Genomic DNA, 18,011 nt, shown 5'->3' with positions numbered 1-18,011 from the left:
AGATTTCTCCTAAAAATCAATCCCTTTCCCAAACTCATCCACACTATCCGGCACATCACTAAACAAAGTCACATGTCCCATCTTGCGGTTGTGCTTTGCTTCTATTTTACCATACATGTGGAGGTGGGCGCTTGGATTTTCTGTGACATATTTTTCAGCGGCCTCGACATGCTGGCCGAGAACATTGAGCATGACGGCAGGTGCATGTAATTTAATTTCTGGCAATGATGCTCCGAGAACACCTAAGATATGGGTATCAAACTGGGAGAAATCACAGGCTTCGATCGAATAGTGGCCTGAGTTGTGTGGACGTGGCGCAATTTCGTTGACAATGATGTCATCAGCTGTCGCAAACATTTCCACACATAGGGTTCCAGACAAGTTCAGTTGTTCTGCGATTTGCACTGCCATTGCTTTGGCTTTCTCAGCTAGACTATCAGAAATGCGAGCTGGTACGATGGTCTTAGACAGGATGTTGTTGCGGTGGATATTTTCCTGAACTGGGAAAACCGTAACATCCTTGCCATTTCCTGACACGATAACCGAAAGCTCCAGGTCAAAGTTGACGAATTCTTCCAAGACGCAGTCTGCTGAGTCGGCTAGTGCACGGGCTTCTTCCAAGTCTGCTTCTGAGCGAATGACCTTTTGCCCATGTCCATCATAGCCACCTGTCGCAGTCTTGAGGACATAGTTTTTAGATAGATCAATGTCTGCCAAGTCTTGACTTGAAGTCACGACCTTGTATGGTGCTACGATGACTTGAGCCTTGTTTGACAAAAAGTCCTTTTCAAAAATGCGATTTTGGGAGATGCGAAGCAGGTCTGTTCCTTGAGGAAGCTGACCATCCTTGATAACAGCATCCAAACCGTTGGCATCGACATTTTCAAACTCATAGGTCAGGACATCGCAACGCTCAGCCAACTGACGGAGGGCATCCACATCGTTATAAGGAGCCATGATGATTTCTGCCACACGAGAAGCTGGGCAATCCGCCGCAGGATCCAGCGCGATGACCTTGTGCCCCATGTAGATAGCAGAAATGGCCATCATCTGCCCCAGCTGACCGCCACCGATAATTCCGATTGTTTTAGATGAGCTCATTTGTAGACTCCTCTGCGATTTTTCCTTGTTCTTCTGCAAAATTTGCCAAAGCTGTCGCGATAGCCTGATCCTCTACTGACAGGAGACGGAGGGCAAAGAGGGCAGCGTTTGTCGCTCCTGCTTCACCGATAGCCATAGTTGCGACTGGTACGCCACCCGGCATCTGAACGATAGAGTAGAGCGAGTCCACGCCACTAAGAGCACGTGATTTGACTGGTACACCAATGACAGGAAGGGTTGTTTTGGCAGCTACCATACCTGGCAAATGGGCTGCGCCACCCGCACCAGCGATGATGACCTTGATGCCACGGCTACGTGCTTCTTCCGCATGTTTGAACATGAGGTCTGGTGTACGGTGTGCGGAAACAACTTTCTTTTCGTAGGCTACACCGAAACGGTCTAGGACTTCGGCGGTTTTTTGCATGGTAGCCCAGTCGGATTTGGAGCCCATGATGATGGAAATTACTGGTTTCATTTTTAATCCTTTTTCTTCCTTTTTTGATAATGGTCTTAGGTGGTGGGGACGGAAGCAAACCTTCGGTTTCATTCCTAAACTTTGAGCCTAAGGTCTCAAAGTTTCCCCCGACCAGAACAAGTTCTGTTCTGGTCTTTTCACCATGGCGACCATTATCGTGTTTGGCGACTGCGTCGCGTTATTCTTATATCTTTACTTAATTGCCTTGCTTCCGATATCTGTTCGGTAAAAGAGGCCTTCTGTGTTTTGTTTGTCAAGTTCCTTGTAGATAGTGTCTTGGGCTTCTTTGACGGTGTCTGCTGTGGTGACGAGCATATAGACACGTCCTCCGTTTGAGAGCAGTGCTCTGCTATTTCCTGCAAACTTAGCCCCTGCATAGTAGGTGATGATGTCGCCATCAGTTTTGACTGGCAACTTGACACCTTTTTCATAGTCTAGCGGGTAGCCATTGGATGCGACAACCACACCCAGAGTCACACCCTTGTCCGTCCAAGTGATGTTGGGCTCCTTGCCATCGAGGATATCCGTAATATTTTGCGCAAGGTCAGATGTCAAGCGAGGTAAGATGATTTGCGTTTCAGGATCTCCGAAGCGAGCGTTAAACTCGATAACCTTGGGTCCATCAGCTGTCAAGATAAGCCCTGCGTAAAGAACACCCAGATAAGGGCGACCTTCCTGAATCATGCCCTCAAGGACTGGCTTGACAATGGTGTCAACCGCTGTGGCAACCACGCTCTCTGGCAAGTGAGGAACTGGCGCATAAGCACCCATCCCACCAGTGTTAGGCCCCTTGTCGCCATCATAGGCACGTTTGTGATCCTGAGCCGTTGGCATGATGTAGAATTTGTCGCCATTGACAAAGGCAAAGAGAGAGAACTCCTCACCATCGAGGAATTCCTCGATAACCACACGCGCACCTGAGTCCCCGAATTTATTGTCCAAAAGCATCTCATGAGCTGCTTCGACCGCTTGCTCGACTGTCTCAGCAACAACCACACCCTTGCCTAGAGCTAGGCCGTCCGCCTTGACCACTATAGGCGCCCCTTGCTTCTCGATGTAGGCTTTGGCTTCCTCAAAGTCGGAAAATGTGCCATAGGCTGCTGTCGGAACGCCGTACTTGACCATGATTTCCTTGGCAAAGTCCTTGGACCATTCCAGCTCCGCCGCAGCCCTATTCGGACCAAAGGCCTTGAGACCAGCTTGGTTAAAATCATCCACAATCCCAGCAGCCAGGGCATCATCTGGACCGATGAAGGTCCAAGCAATATCGTTGGCTTTTGCAAACTCAATCAATTTAGAATGTTCGGAAATAGAGATGTCCACCAATTCCAGACCATCTAGAGTCATCCCGTCATTCCCAGGAGCTACAAAGACTTTTTCAACTTCTTTTGATTCAAGCAACTTCTTAGCAATGGCATGTTCACGACCACCCGAACCGACAACTAACAGCTTCATCTTACAACCTCTTTTGCGAATTATTTACTAATATTATATCACAAACGTTCGTTTTAATCTTGTTCCACTCCGCGTTTTAGATAAAAAAAGGAAAGAAACTGTTTTCTTCCCTTTTGTCTTCTTAATGTCTAAAATGTCTCACTCCTGTGAAAACCATGGTCAAGCCGTATTTATCCGCAGCTTCGATGGATTCTTGGTCACGGACTGATCCTCCAGGCTGTATGATGGCTTTAATGCCTGCTTTGGCGATTTCTTCCACGTTATCCGCGAATGGGAAGAAGGCATCTGAAGCAAGGACAGCACTATCAAGGCGGTCTTTAGCTTGTTCAATGGCGATACGCACAGAGGCCACACGGTTGGTTTGACCTGGACCAACGCCAAGTGTCATGTGGTCGTTGGTTACGATGATTCCGTTTGATTTGACGTACTTGATAGCCTTCCAAGCGAACTCAAGAGCAGTTGCTTCTGTCTCGGTTGGCTGGCGTTTGGTCACCACTTGCCAGTCAGTCGGGCTTTCTTTGACCACGTCTTGGTTTTGCACAAGAAGTCCACCAACCACACCTGTGTATTCTGCTTCCACTTCGCTGGCATCTTGAGCGTCGAATGGCAAGGCAAGGATGCGCAAGTTTTTCTTTTTATTGGTCAAAATGGCTAGCGCTTCATCGGTATAGCTCGGTGCGATGATGATCTCGAGGAAAACGCCGTGCATCTTCTCAGCAGTCGCAGCATCCACCTCACGGTTGAGGACGACAATTCCACCGAAGATAGACACTGGATCAGACTTATAAGCGTAGTCCCAAGCAGTCTCGATGTCATCAGCCTGACCGATACCACATGGGTTCATGTGTTTGAGAGCCACAACGGTTGGACGGTCTTTGAAGTCACGGATAATACGAATGGCAGCATCCGCATCACGGATATTGTTGAAGGACAATTCCTTACCGTTGAGCTGTTTTGCTGAAGCGATGGAGTAATCCGTTGGCAAGGCTTTCTGGTAAAAGTCTGCATCTTGTTGAGGGTTTTCACCGTAACGCATTGGTTGCTTGAGATCATAGGTCAAAGTGAGTTTTTCTGGCTTGCTTTCGCCCACTTGAGTTGTGAAGTATTCTGCAATCAAGGCATCATAAGCCGCAGTGTGACGGAAAACCTTGGCTGCCAACCGTTGGCGAGTTTCGTAACTTGTTTCGCCGTTTGCTGACAATTCGTCCAAAACCACAGCATAATCCACTGGGTCTACCACAACTGTCACGCTGGCGTGATTTTTAGCTGCTGAGCGAAGCATAGAAGGACCACCGATATCGATATTCTCCACCGCATCAGCATACGTCACATCTGGTTTGAGAATGGTTTCCTTGAAAGGATAGAGATTGACCACTACAAGGTCAATGAGCTCGATTTGATTGTCCTTTGCCGCCTCAAGGTGGCTATCTAGATCACGACGAGCGAGGAGACCACCGTGGATATTTGGGTGAAGGGTCTTGACACGGCCGTCCATCATTTCTGGGAAACCAGTCACATCATCGATCGCAATGGTCTCCACCTCAGCATTATCAAGGGTAACCTTTGTCCCACCTGTTGAGATAATCTCCCAACCAAGTTTTTTAAGTTCTTGGGCAAATTCAACAATGCCCGCTTTGTCTGAGACGCTGATTAAGGCGCGTTTAGTCATGTTATTTCCTTTCATTTACTTATCCAACAATTCTCTAATAACCTCTGGATACAACTTGTACTCTGCCTCATGAATGCGAGCTTCAAAACTGGCAATGGTATCATCAGCTAGTCGTGGTACGCGTACTTGTTTGATGACCTTTCCTGTATCCACACCCGAATCCACCCAGTGAATGGTCACGCCACTCTCAGCGACACCAGCATTCCAAGCGTCCTCAATCCCATGAGCTCCTGGAAATTCTGGCAAGTAGGCTGGATGGATATTGATGATTCGACCTTCATAAGCTGCCAATAAGGTTGGCCCAACGATTTTCATGTAGCCTGCTAGACAAACCAAGTCAATCTGGTGTTCTTCCAAGAGTTCGACAAGAGCTGCTTCGTAGTCTGCCTTGTTCTCAAACTCCTTGAGTTCAAAAGCATAGGACAGGACGCCGAGCTTTTCTGCACGCTCGAGCACATAGGCGTCACGATGGTCTGAAAAGACAAACTCCACCGGAAATTCTTCGGCAATCACCTGAAAATTTGAGCCATTACCAGAGGCAAAAACCGCTATTTTTTTCATTTGATGATGACACTTTCGTTTTCTTTCTTGACGATGCGACCAATTTCATAGACTGGTTCATCCAGCAATTCTTTGACACGACCTACATTTTCAGGGCTAACTGCCAGCATGAGTCCCACACCCATATTGAAGATTTCAAACATTTCTTCATGCTTGATCTGACCGTATTTTTCAAGGGCTTTGAAAATTGGAAGAACTGGAACCTTGCTTTCCTCAATCTCAGCAGCCAAGTCAGCTACAAACATGCGTGGGACATTCTCAACAAAGCCACCACCTGTGATGTGGGCAATTCCATTGACCAACCCTTCCTTGATGAGTGGCAAGACAGCCTTGACATAGATACGAGTTGGCTCAAGAAGAACCTCCTTGAGTTTCTTGCCTTCCAATTCTGGTAAAACTTCCTCACCTGTATAGTCCGCAAAGACACGACGAACGAGCGAGTAACCATTTGAGTGAATACCACTTGAAGCAAGTCCGAGAAGAACATCACCTTCTGTCACCTTTGAGCCGTCAATAATTTGAGATTTTTCAGCCACACCGACCGCAAAACCAGCCAAGTCATAGTCATCTTCACCATACATACCCGGCATTTCAGCTGTTTCCCCACCGATGAGAGCAGCGCCTGCCTGCACACAGCCTTCTGCCACACCAGCAACCACTTGTTCTAGTTTAGCTGGTTCATTTTTACCAGTCGCGACGTAGTCAAGGAAGTAAAGAGGCTCCGCACCTGCAGCGATGATATCATTGACACACATGGCAACACAGTCCTGCCCAATCGTGTCATGCTTGTCGTACTTGATAGCCAACATGAGCTTGGTTCCGACACCGTCAGTCCCTGAAATCAATACGGGCTCTTTGACACCTGTTTTTGAGAGGTCAAACATGCCACCAAAGCCACCCAGAGCTCCCATGACACCTGCACGCTCCGTACGAGCCACGTGCTTTTTGATCCGTTCAACAACTTCATAACCCGCTTCAACATCCACACCGGATTGCGCATAAGCATTTTTATTTGTCATTTGTTTATTCCTTTCCTTTAATGGAAAATCGTTATCCGCCTATTTGTAAAAACTGGTCTTTTCTTCCAAACTTCTACGATATTCTTCCTCATAGTCGTAGAGAGGCGTTGGGTAGTCACCGTCAAAGTAAGCGACACAGAGACCGCCATTTGGCGCATCTGTTTCAATCCCGATAGAATCAATCAAGCCATCAATCGAAAGATAGGTCAGACTATCTGCTCCAATGATTTGGCAGGTTTCTTCGACCGTATGATTGGCAGCAATCAACTCCTGACGCGTCTGGATATCAATCCCGTAGAAACATGGATAAGCTAGTGCAGGACTTCCAATAGCAACGTGAACCTCAGACGCACCTGCTTCTTTCAATAGCTGAACAATGCGACGAGAGGTTGTCCCACGGACAATGGAATCATCAATCATGACGACACGTTTGCCTTTGACAACGCCTGAAACAGCAGACAGTTTCATCCGTACCCCTTGCTCCCGCAACTCTTGAGTCGGTTGGATAAAGGTACGTTGCGTGTATTGGTTTTTGATCAGTCCCATTTCGTTTGGCAGACCGGATTCTTCCGCAAATCCCATAGCTGCGCTCAGCGAGGAATTTGGTACACCAACCACGATGTCCGCTTCGTGCTTAAATTCACGCGCCAATTGGGCTCCCATACGTTTCCGTGCCGTATGGACATTGACACCATGGATATTGGAGTCAGGGCGGGCAAAGTAGATATACTCCATAGAGCAGATTGCCAGCTGGGTATCATTCGTATAACTATCATACTGGATGCCATTGTCATCAATAATAACAATCTCTCCTGGTTTCACATCTCGAATCCACTCTGCTCGGATCACTTCAAAAGCACAGGTTTCAGAGGAAACAACCACCGCTCCGTTTGCCATTTTCCCGATAGAAAGCGGACGGAAGCCATTAGGATCAAGGGCCGCAATCAATTTATCCTCAAACAGCAAGATATAAGCAAAACCGCCTTTGACAAGACTGAGCGCCTCCTTGATTTTGCCCATCAAACTAGGATTATGACTACGGCGAATCAGATGAGCCAAGATTTCCGAATCGGAAGTCGAACTGAAAATCGCACCTCTTTGTTCCAATTCTTTTTTGAGCGACGACGCGTTGGTCAGATTCCCATTATGAGCCAACCCAAACTGCATATCATGAAAGCGAAAAATGAAAGGTTGGATATTATCGGCAGAAGCTTCTCCAGCAGTTGCATAACGCACATGCCCAATGGCAGCCGTTCCTGTTAGTTTGTCCAATTTAGTAGGATTTTTGAAAACTTCTGATAGAAGCCCCATATCACGATGGCGCTTCAATTTCCCTTGGTCATTGGAGAGGATTCCTGCCCCCTCCTGACCACGGTGCTGAAGACTGTGGAGGCCAAAATAGGTCAATTTGGCAGCATCTGGATGCCCCCAAATACCAAAAACGCCACATTCTTCATTAAGAGATTTTACTTCGTATGTCATTTTTTATACCTTTTATTTCCCTGTGAAATAACGCACAGCTGACGCGAATAGGTGCTGGTCTTTATTTCCTGGGATGTTTTGGAAGAGACCGTCTTCATAACGTTCTGAGTGACCCATCTTACCAATAATTTGGCCGTTCTTGCTGGTAATTCCTTCAATGGCATGGACAGAACCATTTGGGTTGTACTTAGAGTCCATACTTGGTTTGCCGTCAAAGTCAACGTATTGGCTGAAAATTTGTCCATTGTCACGGAGTTCAGCGAATTCCTCAGCCGTCACGACAAATTTCCCTTCACCGTGCGAAACAGGAATAGCGTGGATATCGCCCACTTGCACTCCGGCAAGCCACGGTGAATTTGTATTAGCAATCCGAGTTTCCACCATCTTGGCCATGTGCTGGTTAGCATCATTGTAGAAGAGGGTTGGGCTAGTACTGCTGGCATCCTCGAAGTTCCCGTATGGAAGAAGACCTGATTTTACAAGGGCTTGGAATCCATTACAGATACCGATAATCAAGCCACCACGAGCGATAAAGCTATCAATAGCTACACGCACTTTTTCATTGAGAAGGATGTTGACAATAAACTTAGCTGATCCATCTGGCTCATCTGCAGCTGAGAAACCACCCGCGAAGAAAAGGATATTAGCCTTGCCGATATTGTCAACCATGGTTTCAACTGACTTGACAATAGCCTCTTCATTCAAGGTCACGAATGGCACCAAGTTAACCTCTGCACCTTCTTTTTCAAAGGCCTTGGCTGAGTCATATTCTGAGTTGGTTCCTGGGAATACTGGGATATAAACCACAGGTTTTTCAATAGTTTCTTTAGCTTTAATGACTGTCTCAGAAGAGATAGCTGGCACTGCTTCCAGTTCAGTTGCTTGAGCAAATTCAGTTGGGTAAACTTCTTCCAGTTTTCCTTGGAAGGCACTGTCAAGTTTCTGTCCATCTAGCTTCACACCGTTGACAAGCAGTGTAAAGTTGGCACTTGTTTGTCCAATCTTCTCCACTCCAGCGATTTCTTCAGGAGATGTGAAGACAAATCCGCCTAATTGAGCTGTCAAAGAACTTGCAAGTTCAGACAAGATAACCTCTGCACCAATATGATTTCCAAAGGTAGCAAGAGCCAAACTTTCAATAACACCACCATATTTAACAGCTGAAGCTGCCGTCACTTTGTGAGCTTTTTGAAGGGCTTCAAACTGAGCAAAGTTTTGCTTAATCAAGTCAAAATCAATCTCTGTAGAGAGAGCTTGACCTGGGATGTAGTAGATGTTTTCACCAGCAGCCTTGAACTCAGGAGAGAGCACCTTCCGGCTATCTGCCGTTGTCACCCCAAAGGCAACCAAGGTTGGTGGCACTGTCAATTCTTCAAAAGTACCAGACATAGAGTCCTTACCACCGATAGATGGCAAGCCAAGCTGGATTTGTGCTTCGATAGAACCTAGGAGAGCCGCTACTGGCTGACCAAAACGCTCTGCCTGTTTGTCCATGCGCTCGAAATATTCTTGGTAAGAGAAGCGAGACTTGGACCAGTTGGCACCAGTAGCAACCAAACGAGCAGTTGCTTCGATAACCGCATAAGCAGCACCGTGGTATGGAGACCATTCTGCCACGTAAGGGTTGAATCCTTGGGCCATGACTGACGCAGTGTGAGTCACACCATGTTGAACGGGCAATTTTTGCACAGAAGCCTCAGTTGGTGTGAGTTGATAGCGACCGCCAAGTGGGTGGTTGACAGTTGAACGACCGACAGAGCTATCAAAGATAGTCTGCAAGCCTTTTTGACTCGCATGGTTCAAGTCAGATAGAACCGCAAGAGTATCCGCTTCAAGGGTTTCAACGCTTGTCTTGCGCTCTTCTGGGAGTTTAACATCCTTGTCCACAACCTTGGCATCTACGACCACGCGCACACCATTAGTATCAAGGAAACGGCGTTCCAAGTCGACAATGATTTCACCATTCCAGTGCATGACTAGATTTGGTTTTTCAGTCACTGTAGCAACCACAACAGCGTCAATATTCTCTTTGTTACATTCGGCAACGAAGGCGTCTACGTCCTCAGGACGAACCACCACAGCCATCCGTTCTTGTGATTCAGAGATGGCAATTTCTGTACCATTCAAACCTTGGTATTTAAGAGGAACCTTGTTGAGGTCGATTTCAAGACCGTCTGCCAATTCACCGATGGCTACACAGACACCACCAGCACCAAAGTCGTTGGATTTCTTGATAAGACGAGTGACATCGCCATTACGGAAGAGGCGCTGAATCTTGCGTTCTTCGATAGCATTCCCTTTTTGAACCTCAGCACCAGCAGTCTCTACAGACTCAACTGTTTGAACCTTAGAAGAACCCGTCGCACCACCGACTCCATCACGCCCAGTCTTACCACCGAGCAAGATAATCACATCGCCCGCTTCAGGTTTTTCACGGACAACGTTGCCCTTGGGAGCAGCACCAACAACGGCACCAAGCTCCATACGTTTGGCTACAAAGCCCGGATGGAAGTACTCACGAACATAGGTCGTCGCAAGACCAATCTGATTCCCGTAAGAAGAATAACCATGAGCCGCTGTTTTAGAAATGACTTGTTGTGGCAATTTACCAGCACGCGTTTCCGAAATCGGCGCTGTAATGTCACCTGCACCTGAGATACGCATGGCTTGGTAAACGTAGGAACGACCTGATAATGGGTCACGAATGGCACCACCGATACAAGTAGCCGCTCCACCAAATGGTTCGATTTCAGTTGGATGATTGTGGGTTTCATTCTTGAACATGAGGAGCCACGGTTCCTTGACACCATCAACATCCACTTCAATTTCAACAGAGCAGGCATTGATCTCATCAGACACTTCCATGTCGTCCAAACGCCCATTGGCACGTTCGTAACGACCGAAAATAGTGGCCATATCCATCAAGGTTTGTGGTTTCTCCGAACGTCCCAACTCATCACGCATGGCAATATACTTTTCATAAGTCGCCTGCAACTGCTTTTGGAATTTAGAAGCTGAGAAATCAATGTGTTTCAACTCGGTCTCAAAAGTCGTGTGACGACAGTGGTCAGACCAGTAAGTGTCCAAAACCTTAAGCTCTGTTTCCGTCGGCACTCGCCCGATTGACTTGAAATAGTCTTGGATAAAGAGCAAATCGTCCACTTCCATAGCCATCCCTTGCTCTGCCTTGTAGCGGGCAAAGTCTTCTGCCGTATAGCTTTCAAAGAAAGTCAATTTAGGAATGGTCTTGTCTGACTCTGAAAATTCCTGCTTGGCAATTCCTGTCGTGATGTCCTTGAAACGAGAATCCACTGGGTTGAGCAAATAGTTTTTGACCGCTTCCAACTCAGTCGCATCAATATCTTTATTAACCAAGTAAAGTTGGGCTGTGTTGACCGTCACATCACTTGAACTTCCCAGCAAAAGCAAGGCTTCCTGTGAAGAAGCCGCACGTTGGTCAAACTGTCCTGGTAGACTTTCAATGGCAAAGAAAGCATAATTGGCAAGATCCGCTTGCACGGCTGATTCATCCAAGACATGATCCGTCACCTGCTCAGAGAAGATGTGTTTTTCCGCAGGTGCAAACAAGGCCTCTGCCAAATCAAAGACATCATAAACTTGCACAATGCGAATACTTTTCAGGGTTGAAAGTCCCAAGTTGTGCTGGAGTTCTCTTACCAAACTCTCTGACTTAACCTGAAAATCGGCCTTTTTTTCAACAAAAATACGTTTATTCATCAATTCTTATTCCTTTATTTCAGCTCTTGCAATGTTCCCAACGACCTTGAGAGTATTGCAAACAGATTATTTCAAACCCTGCAACTTTTCCCAGACAACTTCGTAAACATCTGTCAGTTCTCCCAAGCCTCGACGGAAAACATCCTTGTCCATGTGATTGCCATCCGCATCCCACAAACGGCAGTTATCTGGTGAAAATTCGTCTGCCAAGATAATCTTGCCATCCTTGTCAAAACCAAACTCTAGCTTAAAGTCAATCAATTTAAGGCCAATCTCAGCAAACCAAGCTTTCAAAAGTTCATTGATACGACGCGTTTCTTCCTTCAAGTAAGCAATCTGCTGGTCATCCGCAATTTTAAGGAATTTCACATGCTCGTCATTGATAAAGGGATCATCCAAATCATCGTTTTTATAGTAAAATTCAACAATCGGAGTCTCCAAGGCGATGCCCTCATCCACACCAAAACGTTTTGAAAATGAACCAGCCGTGTAGTTGCGAAGCACAACTTCTAGAGGAATAATCTCAACCTTTTTATTGAGTTGTTCCGTGCCCGAAATTTTCTCCACAAAGTGAGTCGCTACACCTGCCGCATTTAACTTCTCAAAAATAAAAGATGAAATCTGATTATTTAACACTCCCTTGCCCGCAATCTGCTCCTTCTTGACACCATTGAAGGCAGTTGCCTGGTCCTTGTAAGTTGAAATAATGAGATTTTCATCCTCAGTTGTATAGATATCCTTGGCTTTTCCCGAATAGATCAATTCTTTTGACATGTTAAAGTTCGCCTTTCGTATTTCTTTACTTCATTTTACTACAAAACAGCAAGAATAGCAAGAATTTGCGAACAAATAGGAAGGTGTCCATTTTTAACATTAAGAAAAACTGTAAAATCAAAACATTTTACAGTTTTAAAAGTATAATATTGCATTAAAAACAAACATTATTCTCTGTTCAAAAATTGATCCCAATAATAGCGGAAATAACTTTTCTTTCCTGTGATTAGTGTCAAACGTCCTTCTGAACCGTAGCGAAGCCTTTCTGCCTGTTCAGGAGTCAGACTGGTCTCCGCCTCTATCTTAAAGAAATTTCCCTTTTCAGTCTTAGTAGCTGTCGCATCAATATTCGTAATCGCAGAAACAAGAACAAGTTCTTTGTTGGCATCCTTGCTTGTAGTAAAGCGAACAGAATCACCTACTTTTAGCCTTGCAACATCTTTTGAACTGAGATAGGCTGTGAGTTTGGTTTTGCCTTCTCTTTCTAAGGCCGGGTACAGTTGGGCTAGCAGGGTTCCTTCTGCAACCATGGTAGAATCACTGGTTTCAGGATTAAGGTGAAGCACCCCATCCTCACTTGCTGTAATTTTCCCCTTGTCCAGCAGACTTCCTTGGACTTTCTTACCCGACTCTGCCTCCAAAATTTTCTGATCCAAAAGAGTTAATTCCTGGCCGACTTTGACTAGCTGCTGAGACTTGAGGGATTCAAGTTGACTATCCAGTCCCGTTGCGTAGGCTTGTTGAGCTCCAGATCCCGCATACTGCACACGATAAGTAGCTAAACTAGACTCTAGCTGGGTAATTTGTGCATCCACCTGTGCAATAACTTGCGATTTGGATTGCGGATCTTCTCCAGCTTGGTTTTTATAGGTCTGATAAAAAGAGTAGGCCGCATTTTGACTATCCAGTTGAGCTCCTGTTTCAATCGCCGACTTAGCTGTTTTGTAATCTCGAATTTTATCCTGCGTTTGGCTGATAAGATTGCCAATCTCGGCCTGACTCTGACTTGCTGCCGCATTTTGAGAGGAGATGCTGGCATTTTGCTGAGAAACATTACTCCTAAGACTACTAGCTTGGCTGAGATAGTCTCGAAACATCTCCTGATAACCAAACTTATCCGCCTCTGGAAATTGATCAGTCCCCTCTTTCAAACTGGATTGCAAATAACCCAACTGCTTTTTTTGATCCTTAAACATCTCCAACTGACTGGTGTATGCTTCAACCTGAACGGTTTCCGCCCCTTGCTGGTACTGAACGAGGAGATCCCCCTGCTTGACTAGTTTGTTTTCTTCTAGATAATTTGCCACAATGCGTTGATTACTAGTCGACTGGATATTGGCAATGATCCGACTAGGTTCGACAGTCGCTCTGGTAGACAAACTAATCTCCTTCTCTGCAAAAACTGCAAATCCAAGTAAAAACACGAGCAGAAGTGACATAGGTAAAATCACCCGACTGGAAAAATTATGGTAACGACGATGGTAAAACTCTGCGCTTTCTAAAAATTCTGGTTTCATCTTCTCCTCTTTCTAGCTATTGACCAAATGAGCGTAAAAGCCATCCTGCGCAAGCAAGTCTGCATGGTTGCCTTCTTCGACAATCTTGCCCTGATCCAAGACAACAACCTTCTCTGTCCGCTCAGCAATGGTCAAGCGGTGGGCGATGAAAATCAGGGTTTTGTCTAGTGCCATGAGATTATCCACAATCCGCTTCTCCGTCAAGATATCCAGACTGCTGGTCGCCTCGTCCAATATCAAAACAGGTGCATCCGTTAAAAGAGCACGCGCCAGAGCGATTCGCTGCCGTTGTCCTCCAGAAATTCCAGCTCCGTCCGAAGTCAACTCTGTCTGGTAATTCAATGGCATCCGCTCAATATCTTCCCGAATCTCAGCTAACTCGACCGCCCGTAAGATATCTTCCTGAGTCGTTCCCTCCTTAGCTCCAAGGAGAAGATTCTCCAAAATCGTTCCGTTAAATACATAGGGCTGTTGAGGCAGATAGTTGATATACTGGCGCAAGGCTTTTTTATCAATCTGATTGAGATTGACACCACCCAGACTAATCTCTCCCTGACTAGGGTCGTAGAAATTAACCATCATCTTGGCCAATGTGGTCTTTCCTGATCCTGAAATTCCCACAAAAGCCACTTTAGAACCTTGCGGAATCGTCAAATTGATATCCGACAAAACATCTCGACCGTAACCATACTTGTAGTGAACCTGATTGAAAGTCATATCTCCCTTCATCATGCTCAAATCCTCGACCGTTTTCTTCTCCTCAAACTCCGAAGCTACTAGATACACTTCATTTAAACGATTATTGGCAACCTGCGCTGTCTGAAGTTTGGTTTGCAGGTTGATGATATTTTCCAAAGGATTGGAAAAGTAAACAAGCAAAGTATTATAGGTAATCAGCTGGCCCAAACTCATCTTGCCATCCATGACGAGCACTGCTCCCATCCAGAGAACGGCAACATTGAGCAGGAGCTGGGCAACTTTTTTCAGAGCCTTTTGCTGGCTTTCTGCCCGACTATAGGTAAAGGATTTTTTCAGATAAGCTACAAATTCCTTGTCAATCTTTTGATAGCGTGAACTTTCACTGGTCAAAGACTTAATGGTCTCAATACCGTTGATGTCCTCGATGATAGAAGAAGACAGAACCGCATTAGCTTCCATAGTGTCCCGATTCATCTTTTCAAAAGGCTTCATAAAGGCAAAGATAATCACGGTATAAATGGGAAGTGCAAGCAGACTAATGAAAAAGAGCGTTATGTTTTGTGAAAACAAGACAAGCGAGATAATCAAAATCGTCGACACATCCAAAAAGATAGACAGAATGGTCGACGCCAACGCATCGATGATACTATTGGCATCTGTAAAACGAGACACGATTTCTCCTGTCCTGCGTGTCGCGAAAAAGGACATCGGCAGGTGAAAAACATGCTTGATGTAGGACAAAATCACGTCAATCGACAAGCGTTGCCCAAGGATCAGTAGGAGATACTCCTGAGCATAAGACAAAATCTGCTGGAGGATATAGACGATGACCAAACCAATAGAAATAATTCCTAGCGTCGAACGCATCTGGTCTGGTACGTAACTGTCAATGATGGACTGAAGGTAGTAGGAACCCACAATATTGATTAAGGTCACCAAGAGTGTCGCTAGGACGATATTGGCAATTAAGCCACGTTGTTTGAATAATATCGGCAAGAAGGATAGGAGTCCCTGTTTTTTCTCCTTATGGGGTTTATAGTCTGGAGATGGCGCCATAAAGAGGCCGACCCCTGTCCATTCTTGCGCAAATCGCTCACGGGAAATCTTGGTCAGCTTGACACCAGGATCTGGATCAGCGATATGGATCGTTTTCTTATCCTGACCTGTCACCACATAGTAGTGGTGCAATTTCCCTTCCTTGAGCACATGAGCCACAAAAGGAAGGCTCAAATCCGACAGATCAAAGAGCGTCATATCCGCCTTGATAGCCCGCGTTTCAAAACCAAGCTCCTCTGCCACCTTTACAAGCCCCAAAGCCGTCGTCCCATCCATGGTCGTCTTGGCCAACTCTCGTAGATGAGCCAAGGAGTAATAACTACCGTAGTAGCCAAAGATCATAGCCAAGGAAGCCACGCCACAATCCATCTGATCCATCTGGGGACGGTAGTGCCTTTTCTTAAATTTCATATCCTTCTCCTTTTTTCTAACAATCTCTTAAAAACTTTGTAAGATTATTTTAACCAAACGAAGAAGAAATAAGGGAATTATTTCTGAAAAAACAATATCCACGCCTAAACAGCACTTTTTGTCAAAGAAAATAGGCAGAACAAGCGTCCTGCCTAGATCATTCAATTACACAGATTTCTTACCTTTCCCACTTCTTTTGTGAATGGTGTATAAAACGATAAACGCAAACACCGGGGGCACCATATAACTATTTTCACTCATTGTTACTTGAAATCCAAGAGTTGCTAGTATCGTAAAGATGAAAATATTCATCAAAAATAGGAAAATGAATACAAGAATAGATTTTAAAATCTTAGTCATTTTCGTCCTCATTGCCTTCTTTAGCCGTTATTTTCCGGATAGTATGGTATTTTACCGCTATGTAAATGATTAAAAGAAGTAGGGATAAGAGAACAAGTCTGAAACTTCCATAAAATTTACACCATACTTTCCTGGCAATAACTTATAGTCCATTAAAACTTGAAGGATAGAAAGCACAATACGTACTAGTAGAAGCCCTCTAATAACATTACTTCTTTTTTAACACACAGACACCTTCCTCACTAAATGCGGATTATGGTTCATTGGTCTAACACTCCAATATTTCTCTTATACTGAAGCTACAGAAATCAGACTCATGTTGTCACCACTTGTCATCTTTTTCTTCACTTCTATAAAGTAAGATAAAGGTCATCAAGAATAATGAAATCGTAGGTATATCATAATATTCAAACCATGTAGGTAGATTTATTTTGTTTATATCAGCTACGATTCTAATAATTAGATAAGCCATCAAGCCAAATAATATAGCGGTCTCTGGCCAAGCTTTTCCTAGTAATTAAACAACTTTCATCTCAAACTCCAATCTGATGGTCAATCAATTCCCAATCGTACTTTCTTTTGTTTTGTACTCGTATCCTACATAAAATAGACCAAGCAGAATTGGATAGGTTTCTGGATAAAACAAGGTATTGATCGGTTTTTTCAAAATCAAATACGTTGCGATGTAGATAATGAGTGATACAATAAAATATCCCTCAGCAAATCCTAATAAGAATTTTTTCATGATAGACTCCTATTCCCCTGACAAGAGTGCTCGAGTTGTTAAAATAGCTCCACCTGTATATACAAAACCTTTTACAAAACCGACTGCCACAGGGATAAGAAGAGGAAAGGCTCCCCCTTGAATTTCCTGCAAGTCCGTATCAGTCATTGTTTCAAATTTTAAAATAGATTTTTCCATATCATCTCCTCCTTCTATTACCATCTACTCGTCATATAATTATAACCTGCAATTCCTGCTGCAGTAATTCCACCAGCAATTTTAGCTGCTGTCACAGGATTAGCAATCATCCAAGCTACAATCGGCCATGCTCCCCCATCCACATCCATCAACTCTTCTTCTGTAAGAGTTACAAAGTTCTGTTCCATTTTGTCAAAGTTTGTCATCTTTTTTCTCCTTTATTTCTATTTTTTAGTTTACGACTTCTAGTCTTTAAGCCATTTTAAAAACCAAATTGGATAAATTACTGAAATCATTTTTTCTCTCCTTCCTTTTTCCTTACCTATCTATTCGAAAAACAATTCGAAAATGAACAACTGTTTCATTTTTATTTTAAAAACCACTTGATGTACCATGGATACAAGATTGGCATGTACATGAACGTTCCTCCTTTTTTCTTTCTCATCTCTTTATTCGCAATTTCTACAAAAAATTTTAACGTTATTCTTTTTTCTGCAAACAAAAAAACAACATGACTTGCATGTTGCTTTTGGCTATATCTTACCTTTAATAGTTCTGACCACATCTGCTACACTTTGCAATTGGTCAATTTCCTCATCGCTGATCTCGATACCAAATTCATCTTCTAGCGTCAAGACAAACTCCATCAAGTCCACTGAGTCTGCATCGAGATCGTCTTTCAAACTCAAAGCCTCTGTCACGACAAAGTCCTCTCCCTGTCGCTCTTGGATAATGTTCACAATACGGTCAAAAATTTCTTTTTCTGTCATCT

General features: G+C 44.6%; 17 protein-coding genes. All 17 read right to left on the bottom strand.

Going from position 1 to position 18,011, the window contains the following annotated elements:
* Positions 1-9: 9 nt before the first annotated feature.
* A complete protein-coding gene (gene purK / locus HF881_RS08070) occupies positions 10-1,101 on the bottom strand; it encodes a 5-(carboxyamino)imidazole ribonucleotide synthase (RefSeq protein WP_240956797.1) in 1,092 nt (363 codons plus the stop codon).
* Complete coding sequence (gene purE, locus HF881_RS08065; RefSeq protein WP_045762511.1) at positions 1,088-1,576, bottom strand: 5-(carboxyamino)imidazole ribonucleotide mutase; 489 nt, start codon at positions 1,574-1,576, stop codon at positions 1,088-1,090. The genes purK and purE overlap by 14 nt, the downstream gene beginning before the upstream one ends.
* Positions 1,577-1,768: 192 nt before the next feature.
* Positions 1,769-3,031: a phosphoribosylamine--glycine ligase gene (gene purD / locus HF881_RS08060; RefSeq protein WP_169447072.1), complete on the bottom strand. Its 1,263-nt coding sequence runs from the start codon at positions 3,029-3,031 to the stop codon at positions 1,769-1,771.
* A gap of 121 nt (positions 3,032-3,152) precedes the next feature.
* Positions 3,153-4,700, bottom strand: coding sequence for a bifunctional phosphoribosylaminoimidazolecarboxamide formyltransferase/IMP cyclohydrolase (gene purH, locus HF881_RS08055; protein WP_169447071.1), 1,548 nt, complete (start codon positions 4,698-4,700; stop codon positions 3,153-3,155).
* A 15-nt stretch (positions 4,701-4,715) separates the two neighbouring features.
* Complete coding sequence (purN, locus tag HF881_RS08050) at positions 4,716-5,261, bottom strand: phosphoribosylglycinamide formyltransferase (protein WP_169447070.1); 546 nt, start codon at positions 5,259-5,261, stop codon at positions 4,716-4,718.
* Positions 5,258-6,280 (bottom strand): phosphoribosylformylglycinamidine cyclo-ligase, encoded by a 1,023-nt coding sequence (gene purM, locus HF881_RS08045; RefSeq protein WP_169447069.1) that lies wholly within the window; start codon positions 6,278-6,280, stop codon positions 5,258-5,260. Before purM ends, purN begins: the two co-directional genes overlap by 4 nt.
* 39 nt (positions 6,281-6,319) lie before the next feature.
* Positions 6,320-7,762, bottom strand: a complete 1,443-nt coding sequence (purF, locus tag HF881_RS08040) for an amidophosphoribosyltransferase (RefSeq protein ID WP_169447068.1) — start codon at positions 7,760-7,762, stop codon at positions 6,320-6,322.
* A gap of 12 nt (positions 7,763-7,774) precedes the next feature.
* Positions 7,775-11,500: a phosphoribosylformylglycinamidine synthase gene (locus HF881_RS08035; RefSeq protein ID WP_169447067.1), complete on the bottom strand. Its 3,726-nt coding sequence runs from the start codon at positions 11,498-11,500 to the stop codon at positions 7,775-7,777.
* Positions 11,501-11,566: 66 nt separating this feature from the next.
* Positions 11,567-12,274, bottom strand: a complete 708-nt coding sequence (purC, locus tag HF881_RS08030) for a phosphoribosylaminoimidazolesuccinocarboxamide synthase (protein WP_169447066.1) — start codon at positions 12,272-12,274, stop codon at positions 11,567-11,569.
* A 167-nt stretch (positions 12,275-12,441) separates the two neighbouring features.
* Complete coding sequence (gene comB, locus HF881_RS08025) at positions 12,442-13,791, bottom strand: competence pheromone export protein ComB (RefSeq protein WP_169447065.1); 1,350 nt, start codon at positions 13,789-13,791, stop codon at positions 12,442-12,444.
* Between the two features lie 12 nt (positions 13,792-13,803).
* On the bottom strand, positions 13,804-15,957 hold the full coding sequence (gene comA / locus HF881_RS08020; protein WP_169447064.1) for a peptide cleavage/export ABC transporter ComA: 2,154 nt from the start codon (positions 15,955-15,957) through the stop codon (positions 13,804-13,806).
* A 165-nt stretch (positions 15,958-16,122) separates the two neighbouring features.
* Positions 16,123-16,317 (bottom strand): hypothetical protein, encoded by a 195-nt coding sequence (locus HF881_RS10550; protein WP_240956796.1) that lies wholly within the window; start codon positions 16,315-16,317, stop codon positions 16,123-16,125.
* Between the two features lie 322 nt (positions 16,318-16,639).
* Positions 16,640-16,804 (bottom strand): bacteriocin immunity protein, encoded by a 165-nt coding sequence (locus HF881_RS10640; protein ID WP_346775290.1) that lies wholly within the window; start codon positions 16,802-16,804, stop codon positions 16,640-16,642.
* Between the two features lie 69 nt (positions 16,805-16,873).
* A complete protein-coding gene (locus HF881_RS08015) occupies positions 16,874-17,062 on the bottom strand; it encodes a hypothetical protein (protein ID WP_169447063.1) in 189 nt (62 codons plus the stop codon).
* A gap of 9 nt (positions 17,063-17,071) precedes the next feature.
* Positions 17,072-17,239 carry a bacteriocin gene (locus HF881_RS08010; RefSeq protein WP_169447062.1) on the bottom strand — a complete coding sequence of 56 codons (168 nt, stop codon included), beginning with the start codon at positions 17,237-17,239 and terminating at the stop codon, positions 17,072-17,074.
* Positions 17,240-17,256: 17 nt separating this feature from the next.
* Entirely contained in the window at positions 17,257-17,445 is a 189-nt protein-coding gene (locus HF881_RS08005; protein WP_169447061.1) for a class IIb bacteriocin, lactobin A/cerein 7B family, read from the bottom strand.
* A gap of 327 nt (positions 17,446-17,772) precedes the next feature.
* On the bottom strand, positions 17,773-18,009 hold the full coding sequence (locus HF881_RS08000) for an acyl carrier protein (RefSeq protein WP_125849140.1): 237 nt from the start codon (positions 18,007-18,009) through the stop codon (positions 17,773-17,775).
* Positions 18,010-18,011 lie beyond the last annotated feature (2 nt).

Source organism: Streptococcus sp. WB01_FAA12 (genome assembly GCF_012843315.1).
In the GTDB taxonomy this organism is placed as follows: Bacteria; Bacillota; Bacilli; order Lactobacillales; family Streptococcaceae; genus Streptococcus.
This window is presented reverse-complemented; position numbering and strand designations above follow the sequence as displayed.